At 66.6% G+C, this 19,432-nt stretch carries 19 protein-coding genes; 7 read left to right on the top strand and 12 right to left on the bottom strand.

The window, feature by feature from the left end; translation table 11 throughout:
- Nucleotides 1–62 precede the first annotated feature (62 nt).
- Nucleotides 63–710 carry a hypothetical protein gene (locus OG326_RS31135; RefSeq protein ID WP_327140715.1) on the bottom strand — a complete coding sequence of 216 codons (648 nt, stop codon included), beginning with the start codon at nucleotides 708–710 and terminating at the stop codon, nucleotides 63–65.
- A 36-nt stretch (nucleotides 711–746) separates the two neighbouring features.
- Here OG326_RS31135 and OG326_RS31130 point away from each other — a divergent pair, with 36 nt between their 5' ends.
- On the top strand, nucleotides 747–1,382 hold the full coding sequence (locus OG326_RS31130) for a hypothetical protein (RefSeq protein ID WP_327140714.1): 636 nt from the start codon (nucleotides 747–749) through the stop codon (nucleotides 1,380–1,382).
- A gap of 4 nt (nucleotides 1,383–1,386) precedes the next feature.
- On the opposite strand, the gene OG326_RS31125 is transcribed toward OG326_RS31130, so the two are convergent.
- Nucleotides 1,387–2,118 (bottom strand): TetR/AcrR family transcriptional regulator, encoded by a 732-nt coding sequence (locus tag OG326_RS31125; protein ID WP_327140713.1) that lies wholly within the window; start codon nucleotides 2,116–2,118, stop codon nucleotides 1,387–1,389.
- A gap of 89 nt (nucleotides 2,119–2,207) precedes the next feature.
- Between OG326_RS31125 and OG326_RS31120 the strand changes: the two genes are divergently transcribed.
- Entirely contained in the window at nucleotides 2,208–3,071 is an 864-nt protein-coding gene (locus OG326_RS31120) for an NmrA family NAD(P)-binding protein (RefSeq protein WP_327140712.1), read from the top strand.
- 279 nt (nucleotides 3,072–3,350) lie between these two features.
- Here OG326_RS31120 and OG326_RS31115 read toward each other — a convergent pair whose 3' ends face one another.
- Nucleotides 3,351–4,313 (bottom strand): EamA family transporter, encoded by a 963-nt coding sequence (locus OG326_RS31115; protein ID WP_327140711.1) that lies wholly within the window; start codon nucleotides 4,311–4,313, stop codon nucleotides 3,351–3,353.
- Between the two features lie 265 nt (nucleotides 4,314–4,578).
- On the bottom strand, nucleotides 4,579–5,355 hold the full coding sequence (locus OG326_RS31110; protein WP_327140710.1) for an NAD(P)H-dependent oxidoreductase: 777 nt from the start codon (nucleotides 5,353–5,355) through the stop codon (nucleotides 4,579–4,581).
- A 121-nt stretch (nucleotides 5,356–5,476) separates the two neighbouring features.
- Between OG326_RS31110 and OG326_RS31105 the strand changes: the two genes are divergently transcribed.
- Entirely contained in the window at nucleotides 5,477–6,355 is an 879-nt protein-coding gene (locus tag OG326_RS31105; protein ID WP_327140709.1) for a helix-turn-helix transcriptional regulator, read from the top strand.
- On the opposite strand, the gene OG326_RS31100 is transcribed toward OG326_RS31105, so the two are convergent.
- Both OG326_RS31100 and OG326_RS31095 read right to left on the bottom strand, forming a co-directional pair.
- Complete coding sequence (locus OG326_RS31100; protein ID WP_327140708.1) at nucleotides 6,327–7,154, bottom strand: NADPH-dependent oxidoreductase; 828 nt, start codon at nucleotides 7,152–7,154, stop codon at nucleotides 6,327–6,329. The two genes, OG326_RS31105 and OG326_RS31100, sit on opposite strands and share 29 nt — an antisense overlap.
- A gap of 467 nt (nucleotides 7,155–7,621) precedes the next feature.
- Nucleotides 7,622–7,966 carry a hypothetical protein gene (locus OG326_RS31095; RefSeq protein WP_327140707.1) on the bottom strand — a complete coding sequence of 115 codons (345 nt, stop codon included), beginning with the start codon at nucleotides 7,964–7,966 and terminating at the stop codon, nucleotides 7,622–7,624.
- 328 nt (nucleotides 7,967–8,294) lie between these two features.
- Here OG326_RS31095 and OG326_RS31090 point away from each other — a divergent pair, with 328 nt between their 5' ends.
- From OG326_RS31090 to OG326_RS31080, 3 genes are all read left to right on the top strand, one after another.
- On the top strand, nucleotides 8,295–9,590 hold the full coding sequence (locus OG326_RS31090; protein WP_327140706.1) for a helix-turn-helix domain-containing protein: 1,296 nt from the start codon (nucleotides 8,295–8,297) through the stop codon (nucleotides 9,588–9,590).
- Nucleotides 9,587–10,171 carry a GNAT family N-acetyltransferase gene (locus tag OG326_RS31085; RefSeq protein WP_327140705.1) on the top strand — a complete coding sequence of 195 codons (585 nt, stop codon included), beginning with the start codon at nucleotides 9,587–9,589 and terminating at the stop codon, nucleotides 10,169–10,171. Before OG326_RS31090 ends, OG326_RS31085 begins: the two co-directional genes overlap by 4 nt.
- A gap of 308 nt (nucleotides 10,172–10,479) precedes the next feature.
- The gene (locus OG326_RS31080) at nucleotides 10,480–11,802 is read left to right on the top strand and encodes a cryptochrome/photolyase family protein (protein ID WP_327140704.1); all 1,323 of its coding nucleotides are present in this window, start codon (nucleotides 10,480–10,482) and stop codon (nucleotides 11,800–11,802) included.
- 15 nt (nucleotides 11,803–11,817) lie between these two features.
- Here the strand turns inward: OG326_RS31080 and OG326_RS31075 are convergent, their stop codons facing one another.
- From OG326_RS31075 to OG326_RS31065, 3 genes are read right to left on the bottom strand one after another with little or no spacing between them, the layout of a single operon-like run.
- Nucleotides 11,818–12,336: a nucleoside deaminase gene (locus OG326_RS31075; protein WP_327140703.1), complete on the bottom strand. Its 519-nt coding sequence runs from the start codon at nucleotides 12,334–12,336 to the stop codon at nucleotides 11,818–11,820.
- Nucleotides 12,337–12,348: 12 nt separating this feature from the next.
- Nucleotides 12,349–13,695 (bottom strand): amidohydrolase family protein, encoded by a 1,347-nt coding sequence (locus tag OG326_RS31070; RefSeq protein ID WP_327140702.1) that lies wholly within the window; start codon nucleotides 13,693–13,695, stop codon nucleotides 12,349–12,351.
- Nucleotides 13,692–15,056, bottom strand: a complete 1,365-nt coding sequence (locus tag OG326_RS31065; RefSeq protein ID WP_327140701.1) for a purine-cytosine permease family protein — start codon at nucleotides 15,054–15,056, stop codon at nucleotides 13,692–13,694. The genes OG326_RS31070 and OG326_RS31065 overlap by 4 nt, the downstream gene beginning before the upstream one ends.
- A gap of 241 nt (nucleotides 15,057–15,297) precedes the next feature.
- On the opposite strand from OG326_RS31065, the gene OG326_RS31060 reads away from it, so the two are divergent.
- Nucleotides 15,298–16,833, top strand: a complete 1,536-nt coding sequence (locus tag OG326_RS31060) for a helix-turn-helix domain-containing protein (protein ID WP_327140700.1) — start codon at nucleotides 15,298–15,300, stop codon at nucleotides 16,831–16,833.
- 38 nt (nucleotides 16,834–16,871) lie between these two features.
- Here OG326_RS31060 and OG326_RS31055 read toward each other — a convergent pair whose 3' ends face one another.
- From OG326_RS31055 to OG326_RS31045, 3 genes are read right to left on the bottom strand one after another with little or no spacing between them, the layout of a single operon-like run.
- On the bottom strand, nucleotides 16,872–17,234 hold the full coding sequence (locus tag OG326_RS31055) for a DUF1304 domain-containing protein (RefSeq protein ID WP_327140699.1): 363 nt from the start codon (nucleotides 17,232–17,234) through the stop codon (nucleotides 16,872–16,874).
- Between the two features lie 48 nt (nucleotides 17,235–17,282).
- A complete protein-coding gene (locus tag OG326_RS31050; RefSeq protein WP_327146622.1) occupies nucleotides 17,283–18,155 on the bottom strand; it encodes an SDR family oxidoreductase in 873 nt (290 codons plus the stop codon).
- Nucleotides 18,149–19,423 (bottom strand): amidohydrolase, encoded by a 1,275-nt coding sequence (locus tag OG326_RS31045; RefSeq protein WP_327140698.1) that lies wholly within the window; start codon nucleotides 19,421–19,423, stop codon nucleotides 18,149–18,151. The genes OG326_RS31050 and OG326_RS31045 overlap by 7 nt, the downstream gene beginning before the upstream one ends.
- Nucleotides 19,424–19,432 lie beyond the last annotated feature (9 nt).

Below are 19,432 nucleotides of genomic sequence, written 5' to 3'. Positions count from 1 at the left end.
TTGGCGCTGTGGGTGATCCCCGGAACCATGATCCGGCTCAGTCCGCGCTGATCGCCGGGCAGTCAGCAGAAGGTGATGACGGTGTGGTTCTCGAGGGAGACGCGGGCTGCCTCGTAGAAGAGCAGCCAGGTCTCCTTCTCGCGGTACAGCGGGCTGTCGTCGTCGAATTCTTCACACAGCCTGTCGATTTCGGCGTCGGGCAACTCGCCGTCGATGAGTGTGATGCCGAGATACGGTGCGACGTAGACGAGTTCGCGCATCAGTGCATTGCTCGATCCGACCATGCCGCCGGGTAGCCCCGAATCATCGTCAGGGAAGAGAACTTCCGTGAAATCGACCGGCACGTAATAGCCTTCGCAGTCCGAGTGGCAGAGCAGATGCGACTCGAACATATAGGTGAGCTGATCGACCGCCGGATCGTCGGCGGGATTCTCGCCGGCGGCAACCGGTGTCAGCGCCTCATCGGGCTTCTCGTGCGCCCGCGCGTACGCGCGCCGCAGATAGTGCACAAAGCTGTAGGGCACGCCGCCCAGTCGACTCCGCCGGCTCGCGGTCCCGTGGACCTCGGCCTCGGAATGCGCCGGAAGTCCTTCCCCGGCAAGCAGATCGTTGATCGCACGGAACTGCTCCCGCAGATACTCGAGGTGCTCGGGGTCGTCACCGTCCTTCAATGCGTCAGCGAGTACATGCGTTGCCACAGCCAGCCCCATGCGCACGAGGCTAGCGCGCCCGGGTGGGTGCCGCCAATGCTCGATATCGCAGCCGTAGTGCGTGATTGGGTCGTGCGCCGCCGCCCGGGCAACCCCGTGGATAATGCTCTGGTGGGCAGCACGCGGCGGATTTCGGTGGTGGGGACCTCCGGTTCGGGAAAGAGTTCACTGGCGCGGCGCATTTCGCTGCAGCTGGGGATTCCGCATATCGAATTGGATGCCCTCTATCACCAGGCCGATTGGACCCAGCTGCCCGACAAGGAATTCCGGGCCGTGGTCACCGAGTTGATCGCCCAGCCCGGCTGGGTGGCGGACGGGAACTATCGCAGCAAGGTCGGCGACCTGGTCTGGGCCCGGGCGGACACCGTGATCTGGTTCGATCTGCCGCGTCCATTGGTGATGGCGCAGATCGTCAAGCGGACCCTGGGCCGTGCGCTGGCCAGGCGCGAACTGTGGAACGGCAATCGGGAACGCTGGACCAATTTGTTCTCGCTCGATCCGGAGCAGTCGGTGATCATGTGGGCGTGGACAACTCACGCCAAGAATCGCGCGCAATATCTGACCGCGCAGGCTGACCCGGTGTACGGGCACATCGAATTCGTCCGAGTGCGCTCCCATCGGGAAGCGGCCGCGTTTGTGGCCGGCCTCGACATGCACAGCAAACCGGCCTGACCGCTCAGGCCGGTCGGCCGCTCTGCTGCGAGGCGGTGGCACGGTCGAGCCACTCCGACATCAGCGCGCGCTCGGTCGCGGTGAGCATCGGCAGTTCCGGCACCACAGTGCGGAAGGCGACCGCCGCCGCAGTCGGGCTGTCCTCGGCGAGTGCGGGCGCATCGGTGAGGATCGACCGCATCACCGCGTCGAACATGGCATCCGCGAGGTCGAGATCCCGATCCTGCTCCGGCACGGACAGCAGGGCGAGGACCGTGCCCGTGCCCGCGGCGCGAATCAGCTCCACCGCGCGGCGCTCGGGCACTCGGAGCCGGCCGATCGCCGCCACCCGATGCACGCGCGCGCGCAGCACCGCCACGCCCGCGGTGTTGGCCGCGGAGGTTCCGGCATTGCGGGCAGGATCATTGATCAGCCCGAACAGCGCCGCGTTGGCCAGCCCGAAGCCGATATGCGTGTCCCAGCCCGCGTGCAGTGCGACGACCGGGTCGCTGTCGTCTTCGGTGAGCTTCTTCCCGGCGATATAGGCGGCGAAGACGTGCTCGGTGACGGCATCGAGCAGCCCGTCCTTATCGCCGAACAGCCGATAGATCGTCGGTGCCTGCACACCGGCCGCCTGCGCGACGGCGCGCGTGGTGACAGCGGCCGCACCGTGCTCGCGAATCAGCTGTGCGGCGACCTCCACGAGCTGTGCGCGCGTCTCGTCCCTGCTGCTACTGCCTGTTTTGGCGTCCGACATGTAACAACGATAACGCATCGTTGCTATCACTGATTTATCAGTGCTAACGTGAATATGATTCCAGCGATAACAGTTGAAAGAGGCAGAGCATGATCATCGTTACCGGTGCCACCGGCACCCTCGGCTCGCAGATAGTCCAGCAGTTGCTCGAGCGGATTCCGGCGGACCGCATCGGTGTCAGCGTTCGCGATACCGCCCGCGCCGCAGACCTCGCCGCACGAGGCGTGCGCGTTCGCCAGGGCGACTTCGCCGCCCCCGATTCCCTTGTTTCGGCATTCGAGGGCGCCACGCAGCTGCTCCTCATCTCGTCCAATGAAACCGGCGGTTCCGCTGTCGCTCGGCACACCGCGGCGATCGATGCCGCCTGCGCTGCGGGCGCAGCGCGCATCCTCTACACCAGTCACCAAGGCGCAGCCGCTGATTCGCTCTTCGCCCCCATGCCCGACCACGCCGCCACCGAGCGCTATCTCGCCGAAACCGGCACCCCCTGCACATCGCTCCGCAACGGTTTCTACGCCAGCACCGTCCCCCTGCTACTGGGCCGCGCCCTCGAAACCGGCGAACTCGCCGCCCCCGCCGACGGCCCGGTCTCCTGGACCACCCATGGCGACCTCGCCGCCGCCATCGCCCGCATCCTCACTGAAGACCCCTGCTTCGACGGCCCCACCCCACCGCTGACCGCCCCGAACGCCCTGGACCTCAAAGACATTGCCGCAATCCTCACCGACCTCACCGGCCGTCCCATTCACCGGGTTGTCATCGACGACGAAGAATGGGTAGCCGGTCTGATCGATCACGGCGTCCCCGCATCCCAGGCCACCATGTTGCTCGGCATGTTCCACGCCTCCCGAAACGGCGAATTCACCACTACGGGAACAGCTCTCGGCAGCCTCCTGGGCCGCACCCCCACCCCGCTGCGTGCGGTCCTCGCAGGACTCATCACCGCGAACTGACCCCTACCGCGGGCCCTGAGGTGCGATCGGACGTCCGGTCATAGCCAAACCGAATTTTATGAAACATCTGTCTTCCAGAAGTTTGCTGGGTTAGGTTCACGGCTACCGCCGGACAATCGGCGGAGGAGATAGCGGAGGACATCGTGGAATTTCTTGGCTCTGTCGCCGGGCTCGCCCAAATGATCATCGGCACCATTCTGGCCAACACCGGATCAGGCGGTTCCGGCTCCGGCTGGTGAACCCGGGCGGATCGGCTCGCTGCGTGCGGGCCGATCACCGCTACCGCCGCGTCCGGTTCGATATGGCGGGAGCGGTGTCGGACATGGTCAGCTGCACCAGCATTGCGCCCGTCAGCATGATCACAGCGCCCATCATCTGCATCAGTCCGAGCGATTGGCCGAGCAGTAGCCAGGCCAGTGCGGCGGCCACCACAGGTTCCACCACGGCCAGTACGCTGGCCGATGCCGAGGGCAGATCGCGCAGGGCGCGAAGCCCGGCCAGGTAGGGCAGCACGGTGCCGGCCACCGCCAGGATCAGCAGCACCGGCCAGACCGGCGTTCGTAGATCACCCAGTACGGCCGGCGCGGAAAGTAGTGCCGCGGGCAGCGTCCAAGGCGGGGCGAAAACCGCCACTACCATTGCGCCGATAGCCAATCCGGCAGCGGTCAGCCCGATCGGGTCGTGCCTGCTCGCACCGTGTTCGCCGAGCAGGAAGTATCCGGCCGAGCAGATCGCCGAGCCCAGACCGGCGGCAATGCCGAGCAGGTCCAACCGGGCGCCCTGCCAGATCTGTGCGACCAGGGCCAATCCGAGCACGGCGAATCCGATGCCCAGCCACGCCGTTCCGGGCAGTCGAGTGCGCCGCACCACCTGCACCCAGAGCGCGACCAACGCCGGCGCAAGATTGACCAGCACCATCGCCACCCCGACCGGAACCCGTGCCACCGCAACGAAGAACAGCAATTGCACCCCCGCGACGCCGAGAATTCCGTACCCGAGTAGCAGCCACAGATCGGCACGGCGGAATCGCAGCGCCCGTGGCCGCACCACCGCAACGAGCGGCACCAGCAGCCCCGCCGCCAACACGATCCGCGCCGAAGTCACCGCCGCCGCAGGCCAGCCCGCCATCATCACCGCTTTGGCCAACGGCCCGGAACCGGCGAACAACACCCACGAGGTCAGACTCCACCCGGTCGCCCGGGTTCGGATCGATACTCGCCCAGCCTCTTCCCTCCGCGCCACCAGTGCAGTGTGACCACGTGATCACGGACCGCACCACCGGATTTCCCCACCACCGGCCCGGCCGGTCCCCAACATCCGCGCAGTTCGTCACCGCACAGGCCGCGTCGACACCTCATGCCCCTCTCCGACAACTGAAACGACGCTCACCAGGAACTGAGGGCGGTAAACGTCGAGAAGATCCCGCCACCAGTTCCTGGTCGGCGCCACGTTCACGTCACCGTCATGGGTGGGTACGCACGATTCGCGTTTGCTGATGCCACCAGCGTCACCGCTGGCCCGGGGCAGCGATGTGGAGTGCGAATCCGCTGGTGCCGTGGGGTTCTCGACCCGGCACGAGCTCCGAACCGTCCTGATAGGTCAGGCCCGCGTAGTCGCCGCCCGATTCCGAGCGGTAGGGAATCGGTTCGGCGGTGAACGCGGTCGCGAGGTGTTGCCGGTAGCTTTCGGCAATCTCGGTGTAGCGCTGGTCGTTCAGGTGGACCGCGCTGTGCGCGACGAACGGGGGCAGGACATCGAACCCGGTGAAGGACAGCACGCCGTGATTGATCGGGAACAGTAGGTCGTCGATGGGGCCGTTGACTCCGCGGTCGGTGTAGTGCCCGATTCTGCCGCCCACGGTGGTGGCGACCAGAGCGCGTTTACCGGTGAACGGTCCCGCGCCGTAGCGCGAAACCTGTGCGCCGTAGGCGAAGTCGTAGGTGAAGACGCGGTCGATCCAGCCCTTGAGGATCGCGGGCATGGTGAACCACCACAGCGGGAACTGCAGGATGACCAGGTCGGCGTCGAGCAGCTTCTGCTGTTCGGCGCGCACCTCCGCGATCAGCCGATCGGACCGGTAGGCCTCCCCGGAGGCGGACATGAAATCCGGACCCGTAATGCCGTCGAAGTCGGTGAAGTGCGCTGCCGCTTGCCATTTCATGGCATACAGGTCCGTGACCGCGACCTCGTGGCCGTCCGCGCGCAGGGCGTCGACGGCGAAGTCCTTCAGCGATCCGGTCAGTGATTTCGGGTCGGGGTGCGCGTAGACGATCAGTACGTTCATGTCAGCGATCCTGTGGCCGATGCGGGGCAGCCACCAGAGACTTGCGTATCCACCGGACCCGGGTTCCCTGGGACTGACAGGGCCACCGATGTCCCGGCCGCGCCTGCGCATACTGGGAGGTATGGATGATCTCGGCGACCTCAGCGTGTTCCTACAGTCGCGCCGAGCGCGGGTGTCGCCGGAATCGGCCGGCGTCACCGGCGGTGGCCGCCGCAAGGTGACCGGTTTGCGACGCGAGGAACTGGCGCAGCTGGCGGGTGTGAGCGTCGATTACTACACCCGGCTCGAACAGGGCCGGGCGACACAACCGTCGGAGCAGGTGCTGGATGCGCTCTCGCGGGTGCTGCAACTGGACGAGGTGGCCCGTGAGCACCTGCACAGGCTGGTCAAACAGCGCAGCCGCCGGCCGCAGCGGGCCGGCTATCCGACCGTGGTCCGACCGCAACTGCGACGACTGCTGGACTCCATGTCGGACTATCCGGCGCTGATCCTCAACCACCGCATCGACGTGCTGGCCTACAACCGTCTGGCAGGTCTGCTGTACTGCGATCTGGACCAGATGCCGGTCGCGGAACGCAATCTCGCTCGGATGATCTTTCTCGACGCCGACCGCTTCGAGCTGTACGCCGATCGATCCTCGTGCACCGCCGACAGCGTGGCCCACCTTCGTCATGCCGCGGGGGAGTTCCCCGATGACCCGGAACTGGCCGCGCTCATCGGTGAGCTGTCCATCGGCAGCCGCCGGTTCAGCGAACTGTGGGCCGCCGCCGAGGTCAGCGTGCGCGGCCATGGGGCGCAACGCTTTCGGCATCCGATGGTCGGCGTGATCACCCTGCATCAGGAGCGGTTCATGCTGCCGGACGGCTCCGGTCAGGAGCTGATCACCTTGGCTCCGGAACCGGGCAGCATCGTTGCGGACAACCTTCGACTGCTCGCCAATCTGGGTGTGGACGACACCGGCGCACCGCGGCTCAGTGCAGCGGAAAGCCCTGGGCCGTAAGCTGATCGCGCAGCCGGTCGCGTCCCTTGAGGGCGGCGGCCGAGCCGAGGCGGGACAGCACCCGGTCGGTCCAGGAGTGGTCGAGTTGCTGTTCGGCGTAGAACTCCGCGATGCGCGTCTCGTACTCCGCCACATGCGCGCTCTGCCCGCTCGCATCGTAGGTTTCCTCGTGCAGCACCGCGGCCTGCGGCAGGCGCGGCTTCACACGCGCGTCCTCGCTCGGGTCCGGAGTGCCCACGACCAAGCCGACCACCGCGAAAACCCCAGGCGGCAAGGACAATTCGGCCGCCACCTGCTCGGGGTTATTGCGAATCGCGCCGATATAGACGGTGCCCAGCCCCAGCGATTCCGCCGCGACCACCGCATTCTGTGCCGCCAGCGCCGCGTCCAGAAACGCCACATAGCTCGACTCGAGATAGTCGGCCCCGTCCAGCGGAACCGCACGCTCGGCCGCCAGCCCGCGCAACCGCGCCAGATCGGCCGTCCACACCAGCAGTACCGGTGCCTGCCGAATGTGCTCCTGATCGCCGGCCAGTGCCGCGAGCCGTGCCTTCCGCTCCGGATCGCGAACCGCGATCACACTCCACACCTGCAGATTGGAGGAGGTCGGCGCGGACTGTGCCGCCGAAACAAGCAGTCGGAGTACAGCATCCGGCACCGGATCGCTCAGATACCGGCGCACCGACCGATGCTCGTGCAGCACCTGCAGCACCGGATTCCAGCCCGCAGGCGCAGTCGGTGCCGGGTCGCGGTAGCGCTGAGCCACCACCTGATCAGGAGAGGACGCGATCTGGGTCATACCCGCAATAGTCGCCGCCCCGACCCGCCCCGTCAGGTATTGCCCGCACCTCGAGCCGAACCCTCAGACACCGAATACCCTCAGGCCGGCCACCCGCCTCCCACCCCGTGCGGCACAAACTGCTCTCCCTCGAGCCGGAAATGCAACTGCGGACCACGCTCCTGCGGCGTCCACCCCGCACGAAGCGCCTCCGCCACAGCCCTGCTCACCAGCGCCGGCGTAATCACCGACCCATCATCCACTCCAACCACCACCCGCTGCCCATTCACATCCTCGGCCTCGATCACAAACCGCAAATTGGGCAGATCACTAGACGAAACAACCCACCGATACCGCTCCCCATCCAGGGCAAGCACCCGAGTTCCCTTACGTGGCAATGTCACCCACCCATCCAACACGGTCCAACCCCCGCCCTGCACCCGTTTTTTGTAAGGTCCCCTGCCGCAATTGACGGCCGAAACGATGTGTCATCGAGCACTCATACCGGCAGGCGCATCGGGTGGGATGACCCACCGCGAGAAGGTCTGCTCGGGCGAGACGGTAATGACATCAGCGACCGCAAGCAGCGCAGAGGGTGGATACCCGTCGACATGCTCGAGCCCCGGGATGACCACCGCTTCGGCATCGATGGTGCGGACAACATCGATCACCCGCTGCATCGGATCATCGGTGCGTTCACTGAATACGACGGTCTTCGCCAGCACATACCCGAGCCGCCGTGCGAGGCTACGGATTTGAATCTCATCCCAAGGCTGGCGCGAGCGGGAGATATCCGAGCGCAAATAGCCTATGGCAGTAGGTATTTCGAGCACGATCACCACCCCCTGGCAACCGGCAGGAACGTGCGATCGGCCGCCACCCGTGCCCGAAGGTCAGCGACCGTGACTCCGGCGCAGTGGCGCGGCCGGTACGCCGTGCGCCGACCGGCTAGAGCTGCCGCGAGCACTGTCGCAGTGAGCGTGAGAGCGAGGATGAGTTCCATTCCCGATTCCTCCCTGGCCTCGGTTGTCGTTGCGAGCGCCCAGCTCCGGGGCTCCTGTCGAGCATCTCCGAGCGGGATGGCCGATCCCAGCCATGCGGCCACTACGGAGGTCGTACGCTTCACAGACGGACTGTTGCGAGGTCGGAGCAGGGGCAACGATGATCGTCAGCAAATGGACGGGAACTGAGGTTCGAGCGCTGCGCACGGCGGCACTACGAATGACTCAGGAGGAGTTCGCCGAAACGCTCGGGTTCGTGACTCCGACCGTCCAGAAATGGGAGCAGCGAGCCACGATTGATCGGCCTGTAGTGGGCCGATCGGCCGAGGCTCTCGACACGCTGCTCTCAGGACTCGAATCCGCACCGTCAGAGCGCTTTCGGATCGCGCTCGCGGAGGCGTACCTGAATTTGCCACCATCTGGTAGCGAACTGCTCAGCGCGGAGGGCAATGACGAGATGAAGCGGCGGGAATTCGGAATTCTGGCGGGTATTACGTTGGCTGCACCCCTGGTCGACGTGGACGCGCCCCGCGTTGGCGTCAGCGATGCTCAGCGATTGGCGTTGCTGACCGATCAGATTGAGCAGCAGGCGTGTAAAACCGGCGGCGCTCCGCTCGTTCGTGCTGTGTTCTACCAGTTGGAGCAGATGAAGCGGGTACTCGACACCTGCATCTTCGATACTGGCGCAGCGGCGTCGGCGTTCACGGCCGAAGTAGGGAATCTCGCCGCGACTGCCAGCTGGCTGGCGTTCGACGCGACCATGCACCCGCACGCCAAACGCTGTGTCACAGATGCGTTCTCCCTGGGAAATCAGGCTGGTGCCGACGATGTCACCGTGCACGCGTGCGTGGCGGAGTCCTTGCAGACGCTGGCGCTCACCGCGACCGGGCAAGGGAGCGCCCGGCATGCGCTGCGACTGACAGGGCATGCCCGGAACCTGCTGCGTGGCCGTCCATCTGGGCGAATCCATGCGGCAATCGCCACGCGCGATGCGCAAGCCCATGCCCAACTCGGTGATGCGCAGGGCTTTTCGCGTGCCGTCGCGACCGCGTGGCGAGAGCTCGCGGAAGCTATCGACAACGAGCCGATCGAGACCAGCCCGGTGTGGCTGCGCTTCGTCACCTACAGCGAGATCCGGTTTCACGAGGCGCGCGGATACGCGCGCCTCGGAAACACCGACCGAGCTGTCCAGATCTTCAATGAGATGGAACGTGACGCGCCGGGCCGCAATACAACCTTCTACCGTGCGGGCAAGGCAGCGACATTCGCGAGCGGCGGCGATTTCGCGAATGCGATCTCCGAAAGCCTTCCTGTCCTGGCTGATCTCGCCGACGGGTTGGCGTCGCCGCGAACGATCAAGATGCTCGAACCTATGCGGCTTTCGGTAGCGGATCTCCCCGTGGCGGAGGAATTTCGCCGCCGGTTCGATGCGTTGGCGTGCACAGTGACTGTATGAGCACCGACCTCATCCCCGGGCTGCGATTCGACCGATACACCGCCGCGCAGGCGCGTGGGATTCGCGACACTGTCGAAAGTGTCTACCGTCATGCGTATGTCGACCAGATTGCCGCCGGCGATTCGTTTGTCGCGCCGGAGGCGTTCATGCGGCGCTTCGATGCGTATACCGATCCGCATGCGGGCCGGTTCGAGCTTGTTGTGGGGAGTATCGAGGGTGAGCCGGTCGGGCAGGCGTGGGGCTGGCCGCTCGCTTCGAACAGTCGATGGTGGGCGAATCTTGCACTGGGGGAAGGGGATCGCGCGGCTTTCGTCGCTGAGAATGGAATGCGGACCTTTGCGCTCAGCGAGATCATGGTCTGTAAGGAATTCGCCGGGCGCGGGATAGCCCGGGCACTGCACGACGAGTTGCTCGGGGGGCGACCGGAACAGCGGGCGACTCTGCTCGTCGAACCGGACAACGTGCGCGCCTACACCAGTTACATCAATTGGGGCTGGCGGCGAGTCGGCACTCTGAAGCCCAGCTGGCCGGATGCGCCGACGCTGCATGTCCTGATCCGCGACCTGAAGTCGGAGTCGTAGCGCTCGTATGGCGATGTCGTTCTCGATGACCTGATCGCAGCGCCCGCGCTCGCGGAAGCGATTCGCGCCCTGACGAAGCGATAGCGACTCGCAGGCGATCAGGTAGGCAAGCGGTGCGCCCCTGCGTGTCACACGACGAGGCTGATGGTCTTCGGGGAGGGGAGGCTGGTGGTTCTCCGGGGAGAGGAGAGCGGCCTGGCGCGGCCCTACGGGCTCATTCATTGCCGTTCCTTGTCGGCGGTGTCGAACGTGGCTCATTGTTCACTAGGGCGAAGCTACGATGGCCGGATGCCTAGGGTGGATCTTCGATGAGCGTCGCAGTTGCCCTGTTCACGAGGGATTTGCGGGTGCGGGACAATCCGGTGTTGGCGGCGGCCTGTCGTGCCGGTGCGGTGGTGCCGCTGTTTGTTTTCGACGACCGCATTCTCGAGCGGGCGTCGCTTTCGGCGAATCGGATTCGGTTTCTGCTGGCGGCGCTCGGTGAGCTCGAGAGCGAGTTGCGGGCTGTCGGGGGACGGCTTGTCGTGCGGCGGGGTGATATCGCTGAGCAGGTGGCGGGGGTGGTCGCCGAGACCGGGGCGACGGAGGTGCATATCGCCTCGGATGTGAGCGGGTACAGCACCGTGCGGGCCCGGCGGCTGCGGGATCGGCTGGGGGGCAGCGATTGTCGGCTGATCGTGCATTCGGGGTCGGTGAGCGTCGTCGATCCTCCGGATCTGCGCCCGGCGACCGGGCGGGACCACTTCGCGGTGTTCACGCCGTACTTCCGACGCTGGCTGGAGACCCCCCTGCGCAGTGCGGTGGCACGACCCGGCGAGGTGACGGTGCCGGATATCGCCGGTGCGGCACTGCCCGACATCACCGCCCTGAGTTCGGCGGAGAGCTCACCGCAGTTGGCCGTGGGCGGCGAGACGACCGGGCGAAAGCTGTTGCGCGACTGGCTTTCCGGCCCCATCGGCGAATATGCCTCCGCCAGTGACGATCTGGCCGCCGATGCCACCTCCCGCCTGGCGTCCTACCTGCACTTCGGCTGCCTGTCACCCACCGAAATGGTCCGCCGCACCGACCTGTCGACCCCCGGCGGCTACGCCTTCGCCCGCCAATTGGCCTGGCGCGACTTCAATAATCAGATCTTGGCCGCCCGGCCCGAGGTCGCCACCGAGGACTATCGCTCCCGCCCGGCACCCTGGCGCAATGATCCCCAGGCGGTCGCGGCCTGGTGCGCCGGCCGCACCGGATACCCGGTCATCGACGCGGGCATGCGTCAACTCCTGGCCGAGGGTTGGATGCCCGGCCGCGCCCGCCTCATCGCGGCGAGCTTCCTCAGCAAATCCCTCGGCATCGACTGGCGTATCGGCGCTGCCCATTTCCAGCGCTGGCTCGTCGACGGCGATGTCGCCAACAACCAACTCAACTGGCAGTGGGCCGCGGGCACCGGCACCGACTCCCGCCCCAACCGAGTCCTGAACCCCATCCGCCAGGCCGACCGCTACGACCCCGACGGCGCCTACGCCCGCCGCTGGCTCCCCGAACTCGCCCACCTCCCCGGCGCCGACATCCACAAACCCTGGCGAGCCCCCCTCCTCGCCCCCGACTACCCGCCCCCGCTCATCGAATGCAACGGCATGTGACGAAATGCGTTGCGGCTAGTGCCAGAACCCCTCATGCGCGGCAGCCGCCTCGTCCTCCAGCATCGGCCCGCACACCTCGATGTGGCGCTGACCGCGCGCGAAAACCTCACGGCAGGGGAGCGCGAACGTGGGGTTCTCCGGATTGTCCCCGGTAAGCCCGAGCAACTTCTCCTCCGAGAGCGCGTACACAACCCGCCCGATACCCGTCCAATAAATGGCCCCCGCGCACATCACGCAGGGCTCCGCGCTCGTGTACAGGGTGGCCCGCGCGAGCTCCTCCGACGTGAGGTGCTTGACCGCCTCCGCAGCAGCGGAGAGCTCGGCATGCTGAGTCGGATCACCCTCCGGAGGCGCGGAATTATTACCCCGCCGCGCCACGATCACCCCGTTCTCGTCAGCGACGAGCGCGCCGAAGGGATGCCGCCCCCGCTCCCGAGAGGCGAACGATTCTGCGATCGCCGTGCGCAGCAAGGCGAGATCACCGTCCGGCAAATCGCCGGTGGAGCCCGGACCGGGCTGAGTACTTGCCGTCATGACAGTCATCTTTCAGGACCTCTCTCTGGTCAGGTCGGCGCGCCGCGCGAAGAGTTCTTCGGCGGCATTCTGGGCTCGTGCCCGGACCGCATCGGTGTCGACGGTCAGCACCTTCCCGTCATCGACGACCAGGCGACCGTCGACATACACCTGCGACACATCAGCGGCGGAAGCCGAGAACACCAGGTGCGCCACCGCATTGAAGTCGTCACCGTGCAGCAGCGGCGTAGTGTGCAGGGCGCGCAGATCCACCAGCACAACATCAGCCTTCTTACCGGGCTCGAGCGACCCGGTCTCGCCGTCGAGCCCCAGGGCGCGTGCGCCGTCGATAGTCGCCATGGTCAACATGTCCCACGGGTCCCCCGTCGTCGGATCGAGGGTGGTGACCTTCTGCAGCAGCGACCCGAATTTCATCTCCTCGAGCAGATCCAGATTGTTGTTCTCCTTCTCACCGTCACTGCCCAGCCCAACGGTGATTCCCTTGTCGCGCATGGCGATTACCGGCGCGGGCCCGGAGGACAGCTTCATATTCGAGCATGGGCAGTGCGCCACACTGGTTCCGGTCTCCGCGAGGATATCCATCTCCCGCTCGTCCACCCAGACGCAGTGCGCCACCACGGTGCGGGGGCCGAGAATGCCGCGGTGCAGGAACTCTTCGATCGGCCGGCGGCCGAATCTGCGCAGCGATTCCTCGACTTCGGAAACAGTCTCCGAGGAATGCGTGTGCAGTCCGGTGTCGAACTCGTCGGCGAGCGCGGCCGCAGCGGTGAAAGCTTCAGGGCTGCAATAGAACAGATGCTCGAGCCCGACCCAGGAGCGCACCCGGTCATCGGCGTAGGTGCGATAGTTCTCGAGCAGCGCGCGATTGCTCGCGAGCGTTTCGAAGTAGTCGTATCCCGGCAGATCGGCAACGTACGGGACGAGTGTGGCACGCAGGCCCACCGCCTCCGCAGCGTGCGCGGAACCCTCCATATAGCGCCACATATCCATCACCGAGGTGGTGCCGCCGCGCAGCGCCTCGGTGTAGCACAGCAGCGACGCCGCCTCGGCGATATCCGGTGTCAGCGCGCGATGCGCGGGATCGACATAGTCGCGCAGCCAATCCCACAGCGACTTGGATTCGGCGGTCCCGCGCAGCAGTCCGGAGTGCAGGTGACAGTTGTGCAGACCGGGAATGACCGCGTGATCGGTGGCATCGACGACAATCGCATCGGCGGCCGCGGCGTCGAGTTGCGCCACGGTTCCGACGGCGGTGATGCGCCCGTTCTCGATCAGCACCGAGCCGGGATCGAACACCGCTCTGTCTCCGGCGCAGGGGATGACAATGCCATTGCGAATCAGGGTGCGAGGCGAAATCATGCGGGGACCCTTTCCTGGTCGAGAGCGGTGACCGCGATGTAGGCGAGAACTGCGACAGTGCAGCCGATGACGTGTCCGAGCCCGGCGATATCAGGATGCGCGGCCGCGATCGGCCCGGTGTACACGCTTTGGCTCATGAACGGGATCGACGCCAGCACACCGAGCACGGTGGCGGGCAGCCCCCAGCCGAAACGGCGTCGGCGATCGGACAATTCAACAGCCGTGGCGACGGTTCGGCCGCGCCGGAAGAAGGCGGTGACGGTCACCGCCGCCCACGGCGCGAGCCAGTAGCTGGTGATCAGCAGGAAGTTCTGGAAGGTGCTGACAAAATCGTGCTGCCCGGCCCACCAGGCCAGCACCGATCCGATCAGGCATACCAGCACCACCGATGCCCAGCGCGGTATGCGCACCCCGGCGGCGAGGGCGGCCATCGACCCCGAATGCAGGTCCAGCACCGTCGAAGCGAGGGTGGACAGCAGCAGCGATACGAGCACGACGGTGCCGAAGATCGAGGGCAGGAATTGCCGGACCATGGAACTGGGATCAGCGACCGCGGCGACCGTGCCGAGCGCCGCCCCGAGCCCGCCGATCCAGACCCCGGAGACAATGGAACCGCCTGCGGCAGCGGCGAATACGCGTCGGCTACTGGTGCCTGCGGGTAGATACCGGCTGTAGTCGGAGGCATATGCCGCCCAGCCCAATCCCCGCGCACCGGTGACGGACACCGTCAGCAGGAATGCCCCGACGACGCTCCCCGCAGGATGGGTGGCCGTGGTCAGGCTGACCTGGCCGGTGGCGTAGGCGGTGACCACGGCGAAAACGCAGACCAACCCCGTGGCGAGCCACTTCTCCATCGCGTGGATCAGGCGGTAGCCGATGAGCGGCACGATCAACTGCGCGACCACCATGATCAGCAGCGAGGGCGTGAAGCCGATATCGAGCAAATCTCGCAGGATGAAGATCCCCAGCGTGGTATCGACCACGTACCAGCCGATCCCGCCCACCGCCGTGGAGACGACCGCGGGCAGATTCCCGAACCAGCCGAACGGCCCCCTGGTTTGAATCAATTGCGGCAGACCGGTGGCCGGACCGCGGGTGGACAGCACCCCGACCAGCACCGAGCTGATCAGCGTGCCCAGCACGATGGCGAGAATGGCGGGCACCAGATCCAGCCCGAACACCGCGGTGGACAGTGCGCCCACCGACAGCGTCGCGAACTGGGTGTTCGCGCCGAACCACAGCGTGAACAACGATCTCGGCCCGCCGTGCCGGAGCTCCGGCGGAATGGGTTCGACCCCGAGAACCTCTATGCCGTAGGGATTTTCCCGTGCGGTCGCGAGGACCTCATCGGCAGCGGACATTGGTGACTCCTACGAGCGACAAGCGGCGGACTCCGGCCTGAGCGGCGTTTCCGAGGGGTGCGCGAGATCGGCATTGATCGGGCGACTACTTCAGTCAAGTCTTCTGCCAGGGGGTTTCATCAGAGCGCCGCTGTACGAACCCGAACTGCCGCAGCGGTGCGGGGTTTGTAGAATCCTCCGAACATCGAGTCATCGGTGTGCACATCGCTGTAACACTCGATCCCGCTCGGAGGTGAGGACGATGCCGCCGCTGCTGGTATCGGAACTGCTCGACCGTCCCGACCTCGGTCTGGAATTGCTGAGCCACAGTCCGTCCGATCGCATTGTGCGCGGTGTCTACACCACCGATCTGCCCGATCCGGTCGGCTACCTCGCGGGCGGGGAGCTGGTGCTGACCAGTGCGGGCTGGTACCGCACCGAATCCGATGCGGAGATCTTCTGCGCCGCGCTCGCCGGTGCGGGATCGGCGGCGCTGGTGGTCGGCACCGCCATCGTCGGCCGCGTCCCGCAGGCGATTCGCGATGCGGCCCAACGGCATCGCCTCACCCTGTGCACCGTGCGCGACGATGTCTCGTACGCCACCATCACCGCTGCCGTCCATTCCGCGATCACCGGCGCACCCGGCAGCGGGCTGCATCGGGAGCTGCTCGCGAGTCTGGCGGCGGGAGAAGGACCCGAGGGTCTCGTCTCGGCCCTGCGGCGTGCGACGCGGCTCGACTGCGCCCTGCTCTCGGCGACCGGGCTGATCATGGGCGGTGCGCTGCCGGAACCCGAGGCCGGCCGACTGGATCGTGCCTTCCGGAATGCGCTGGCGGAGGCGGTATTTCCGAGTGTCCAGGCGGTGGGCCAGGGCACCGCATCACTGCATCCCGTGCAGTCGCCGATCGCGCGGCGTCCGCCGGTGGGGTATCTGGTGACCGAGGGCGACTACCGCGACCGTGAACCGTGGATCGTCGACGCCATCACTCAGGTATGCGCACTCTGGGCGATGACCGAAGCCGCGCGGCAGGAACGCCGGCTCATCGAGGAGCGGTTTCTGCGTGAGTCCCTGAACTTCCTGGGCACCGGCGACGACGGAGCTGCCGAAGCGCGGCTGCGCAGTCTGGGACTCGATCCGGATCGCCCGATCACCGCGGTCCTGGCCAGTACCGCCGACACCCGGTACGGCGCCGAACTCGCCGCGGTCGTCCTCGGCGATATCGTGCGCACCCGGCCGGGATCGACGGAACCGATCGGCACCGAGACCGGGTACCTCGTCCTGACCCCGGTCGAATCCGATACGGCGGGAAAGGAATTGATCGATGTGGTGCGCCAGGCCGCCGAACGGCTGCGCCCCCTCGTCGGCGGGGGCCGAGTGGTCACCGGTATCGGTCACGGGGCGACAGGCATCACGGCCCTGCGTCGTTCGCTGCACGAAGCGCGCCACGCACACCGCACGGCAATGCTGTCCAAGGACTGGTTCTCCGCCGCGACCAGCGCCGAATTGTCCTCACACCTGCTACTGCTGGCCTCGGTTCCCGACGATGTGCGAATCCTGTTCCGGCAGCGCCTGATCGGACCACTGGAGGATTACGACCGCGAGCGCGGCGCCGATCTGGTGGCCACCCTCGCCGCCTTCCTGGACGCCTCCGGATCCTGGAGCCGCTGCGCCGCCCATCTGCACGTCCATGTCAATACCCTGCGCTACCGCATCGGCCGCATAGAACAGTTGACCGGCCACAGTCTGGCCGGTCTCAATGACCGCGTCGACTTCCATCTCGCCCTGTCCATCGGCTGAGGTCCGAGCCGGGCGGACCTAGAAACAGTTCGATACGCCTAACCGCTGATCAGAACTGCCGCGAGCGCGATAGCGCCGGGCAGCGCTTGAACCAGCAGGATTCGGCGGCTGGCTGTCGCTCCGCCGTAGAGTCCCGCCACCACCACACAGGCCGTGAAGAAGATCTGGGCGTCGTGACCCACCGGGTCCGAGGCGATCAGGCCCCAGAGCAGGCCCGCGGCGAGAAAGCCGTTGTACAGCCCCTGGTTTGCCGCCAGGACCTTCGTCTGCTCGGCGAATTCGGCTGTGCTGCCGAAGGAAGCGCGCACGCGGGGTGTGGTCCAGAGGAACATTTCCATGACCATGATGTAGAGGTGCAGTACGGCCAGGAGGCCGACGAGAATTTCAGCGACGACCCGCATGATCACCCTTTCGCCTGTGCTCCGAGTAGCTCGGCGCCTGCCCGCTAATCATGACGTGGACAGCGTGCCGAGGATATCGGGATGGTCGGTGAGATACCGATCGAACGTGATCGGCAGGCGCCCGGTGATCGCCTGCACCGTATCGGACACGGCGGCCAGCTCGCCGGTCGCGATGGCCTCGTAGGAGGTGACCCAGCCCGCGACCATCCACTCCGGCGCCCCGTAACCGGCCCGGCTGGCGTACGCCTCGGGAATCGATTCCGGCTCATAGGTGATGGTCCGCCCGGTATGCCTGCTGAGAATGCCGGCGACCTCGGCGAGCGTCAGCGCCTGCGGTCCGGTGACATCGCGGACTTCACCGGGCAGCAGCGTGCCGTCGAGCAGAACTGCGGTCGCCACCTCCGCGATGTCCTCGTGCGCCACCGCGGCGACGCGTCCGGTACCGGCCGGTCCGCGAATCACCCCGGTCTCCGGATCGGCGAGTCCGGGCAGATGCAGCTGATAGTTGTTGTCCCGCAACACCGTGAACTCCACACCCGTCTGCCGGATGTGCTGCTCGGTGTACCAGTGGTCGCGCGCGAAGGTGAACGTGGCCTCCGGCGCCGCGCCCTGGAACGAGATGTAGACGATGCGCCGCACACCGGCGGCGAGCGCGGCATCGATCGCGGTGGTGTGCTCGGCCACCCGCAGCTCACTCTCCATGGCCGACACCAGCAGGAGCGTGTCCACCCCGGTGGTCGCCGCCTCGAACAGCTGCCCGTCGCCGTATTCGGCATACCGCACGTCGGCATCGGGAACCGGCAGCTGTTTGCCGGGACTGCGCGCGATCAATCGCAGATCCGCGCCCGCCGCGGAGAGCCGCTGTGCCACAAGCGATCCCAGCTTGCCGGTAGCCCCGGTCACGCCGATGGTCGTCACGATCGAGCCTCGCCGAGCCAGGTGAGCGCGGCGGTCGTCATGGCCGTGACCCCGACCCTGATCGCCGGATCCACGACCGGAGCGTAACCCGCGGTATGCGGCCCCGGAACAGTCTTCAGATCGAGCCTCCCGCCGATGAGGTCGTGCAGGATCTGCACCGGATCGGAACCGCCGAACACCGACGGATCGAGGACGCCGAACATCCAGTAGCACAAGGGAACTCCGGCCGCGGTCGCGAAGTTTCCGGCATCCTCACTGCCGGTGATCCGACCGGGATCGAACACCTTGTCATTGCCGAACACCGCCGCGAACGCGCCGAGCGTGCGCTGCATCGCATCGGCGTCATTGACCATGACCGGGAAGGCATCGATGACCGAGGTGTCCGGCGCCCACTGCGCACCGGCCGCCGCCGCCTCGGCCCGCACGATCCGGTCCACCGCCGCGAGTACCCGCGTGCGCACCTCCGGCGTGAACGTGCGGATATTGAGTTGCAGCTCAGCGTCATCGGGAATGATGTTGTCCTTGGTCCCGGCCCGCATCGCCCCGACCGTCACCACCGCGGCCTCATCGGCCGCGACCTCGCGGGACACGATGGTCTGCAATCGCATGACCGTGGCCGCCGCCATCACCACCGGATCGACCGTGGCCTCGGGCCGGGAACCGTGCCCGCCGTGCCCGTGCATCACGATGCGCAGCGCATCGGTGGCCGCCGCCGCGATACCGCTGTGCCCGCCGATCAGACCCACCGGAACCGGGGCCGTGTGCTGTGCGAGCACGATATCGGGGGTGCCGAAGCGGGCGAAGAGGTCGTCGTCGATCATGGCCTGCGCACCGCGGCCGGTCTCCTCGGCCGGCTGGAAGACCGCCAGCAGCGTTCCCGACCAGGACGCCCGGGCATCGCCGAGCAGTTTCAGCGCGCCCAGCAGACAGGTGGCGTGCATATCGTGCCCGCAGGCGTGCATCACCCCGTCGATGCGCGACTGGTATGCCAGTCCGGTCGCCTCCTGGATGGGCAGGGCGTCGAAGTCCGCCCGCACCAGCACCGTCGGACCCGGACCGTTCGCCAGCACCGCCATGACGCCGGTGCCGCCGATCTCGGTGGTCACCTCGTACCCGAGCGCGGCCGCCTGCCGCGCCACCTGATCCGCGGTGCGGAACTCGACTCCGGACAGTTCGGGATGCGCGTGCAGATCGCGATAGAAATCGGCCAGCTCGCCGCGGATCGAATCGAGCCCCGCCAGTGCGGAGGTAATGGTCTGAATGGACGTCAAATTCGCTCC

The organism is Nocardia sp. NBC_01327, from assembly GCF_035958815.1.
Lineage (GTDB): Bacteria > Actinomycetota > Actinomycetes > Mycobacteriales > Mycobacteriaceae > Nocardia.
This window is presented reverse-complemented; position numbering and strand designations above follow the sequence as displayed.

Bases quoted from the DNA above. Each gene is read 5' to 3' on its own strand.
- OG326_RS31135 (WP_327140715.1), bottom strand. From the start codon at position 710: ATGGGGCTGGCTGTGGCAACGCATGTACTCGCTGACGCATTGAAGGAC.
- OG326_RS31130 (WP_327140714.1), top strand. From the start codon at position 747: ATGCTCGATATCGCAGCCGTAGTGCGTGATTGGGTCGTGCGCCGCCGC.
- OG326_RS31125 (WP_327140713.1), bottom strand. From the start codon at position 2,118: ATGTCGGACGCCAAAACAGGCAGTAGCAGCAGGGACGAGACGCGCGCA.
- OG326_RS31120 (WP_327140712.1), top strand. From the start codon at position 2,208: ATGATCATCGTTACCGGTGCCACCGGCACCCTCGGCTCGCAGATAGTC.
- OG326_RS31110 (WP_327140710.1), bottom strand. From the start codon at position 5,355: ATGAACGTACTGATCGTCTACGCGCACCCCGACCCGAAATCACTGACC.
- OG326_RS31105 (WP_327140709.1), top strand. From the start codon at position 5,477: ATGGATGATCTCGGCGACCTCAGCGTGTTCCTACAGTCGCGCCGAGCG.
- OG326_RS31100 (WP_327140708.1), bottom strand. From the start codon at position 7,154: ATGACCCAGATCGCGTCCTCTCCTGATCAGGTGGTGGCTCAGCGCTAC.
- OG326_RS31090 (WP_327140706.1), top strand. From the start codon at position 8,295: ATGATCGTCAGCAAATGGACGGGAACTGAGGTTCGAGCGCTGCGCACG.
- OG326_RS31085 (WP_327140705.1), top strand. From the start codon at position 9,587: ATGAGCACCGACCTCATCCCCGGGCTGCGATTCGACCGATACACCGCC.
- OG326_RS31080 (WP_327140704.1), top strand. From the start codon at position 10,480: ATGAGCGTCGCAGTTGCCCTGTTCACGAGGGATTTGCGGGTGCGGGAC.
- OG326_RS31075 (WP_327140703.1), bottom strand. From the start codon at position 12,336: ATGACGGCAAGTACTCAGCCCGGTCCGGGCTCCACCGGCGATTTGCCG.
- OG326_RS31070 (WP_327140702.1), bottom strand. From the start codon at position 13,695: ATGATTTCGCCTCGCACCCTGATTCGCAATGGCATTGTCATCCCCTGC.
- OG326_RS31065 (WP_327140701.1), bottom strand. From the start codon at position 15,056: ATGTCCGCTGCCGATGAGGTCCTCGCGACCGCACGGGAAAATCCCTAC.
- OG326_RS31060 (WP_327140700.1), top strand. From the start codon at position 15,298: ATGCCGCCGCTGCTGGTATCGGAACTGCTCGACCGTCCCGACCTCGGT.
- OG326_RS31055 (WP_327140699.1), bottom strand. From the start codon at position 17,234: ATGCGGGTCGTCGCTGAAATTCTCGTCGGCCTCCTGGCCGTACTGCAC.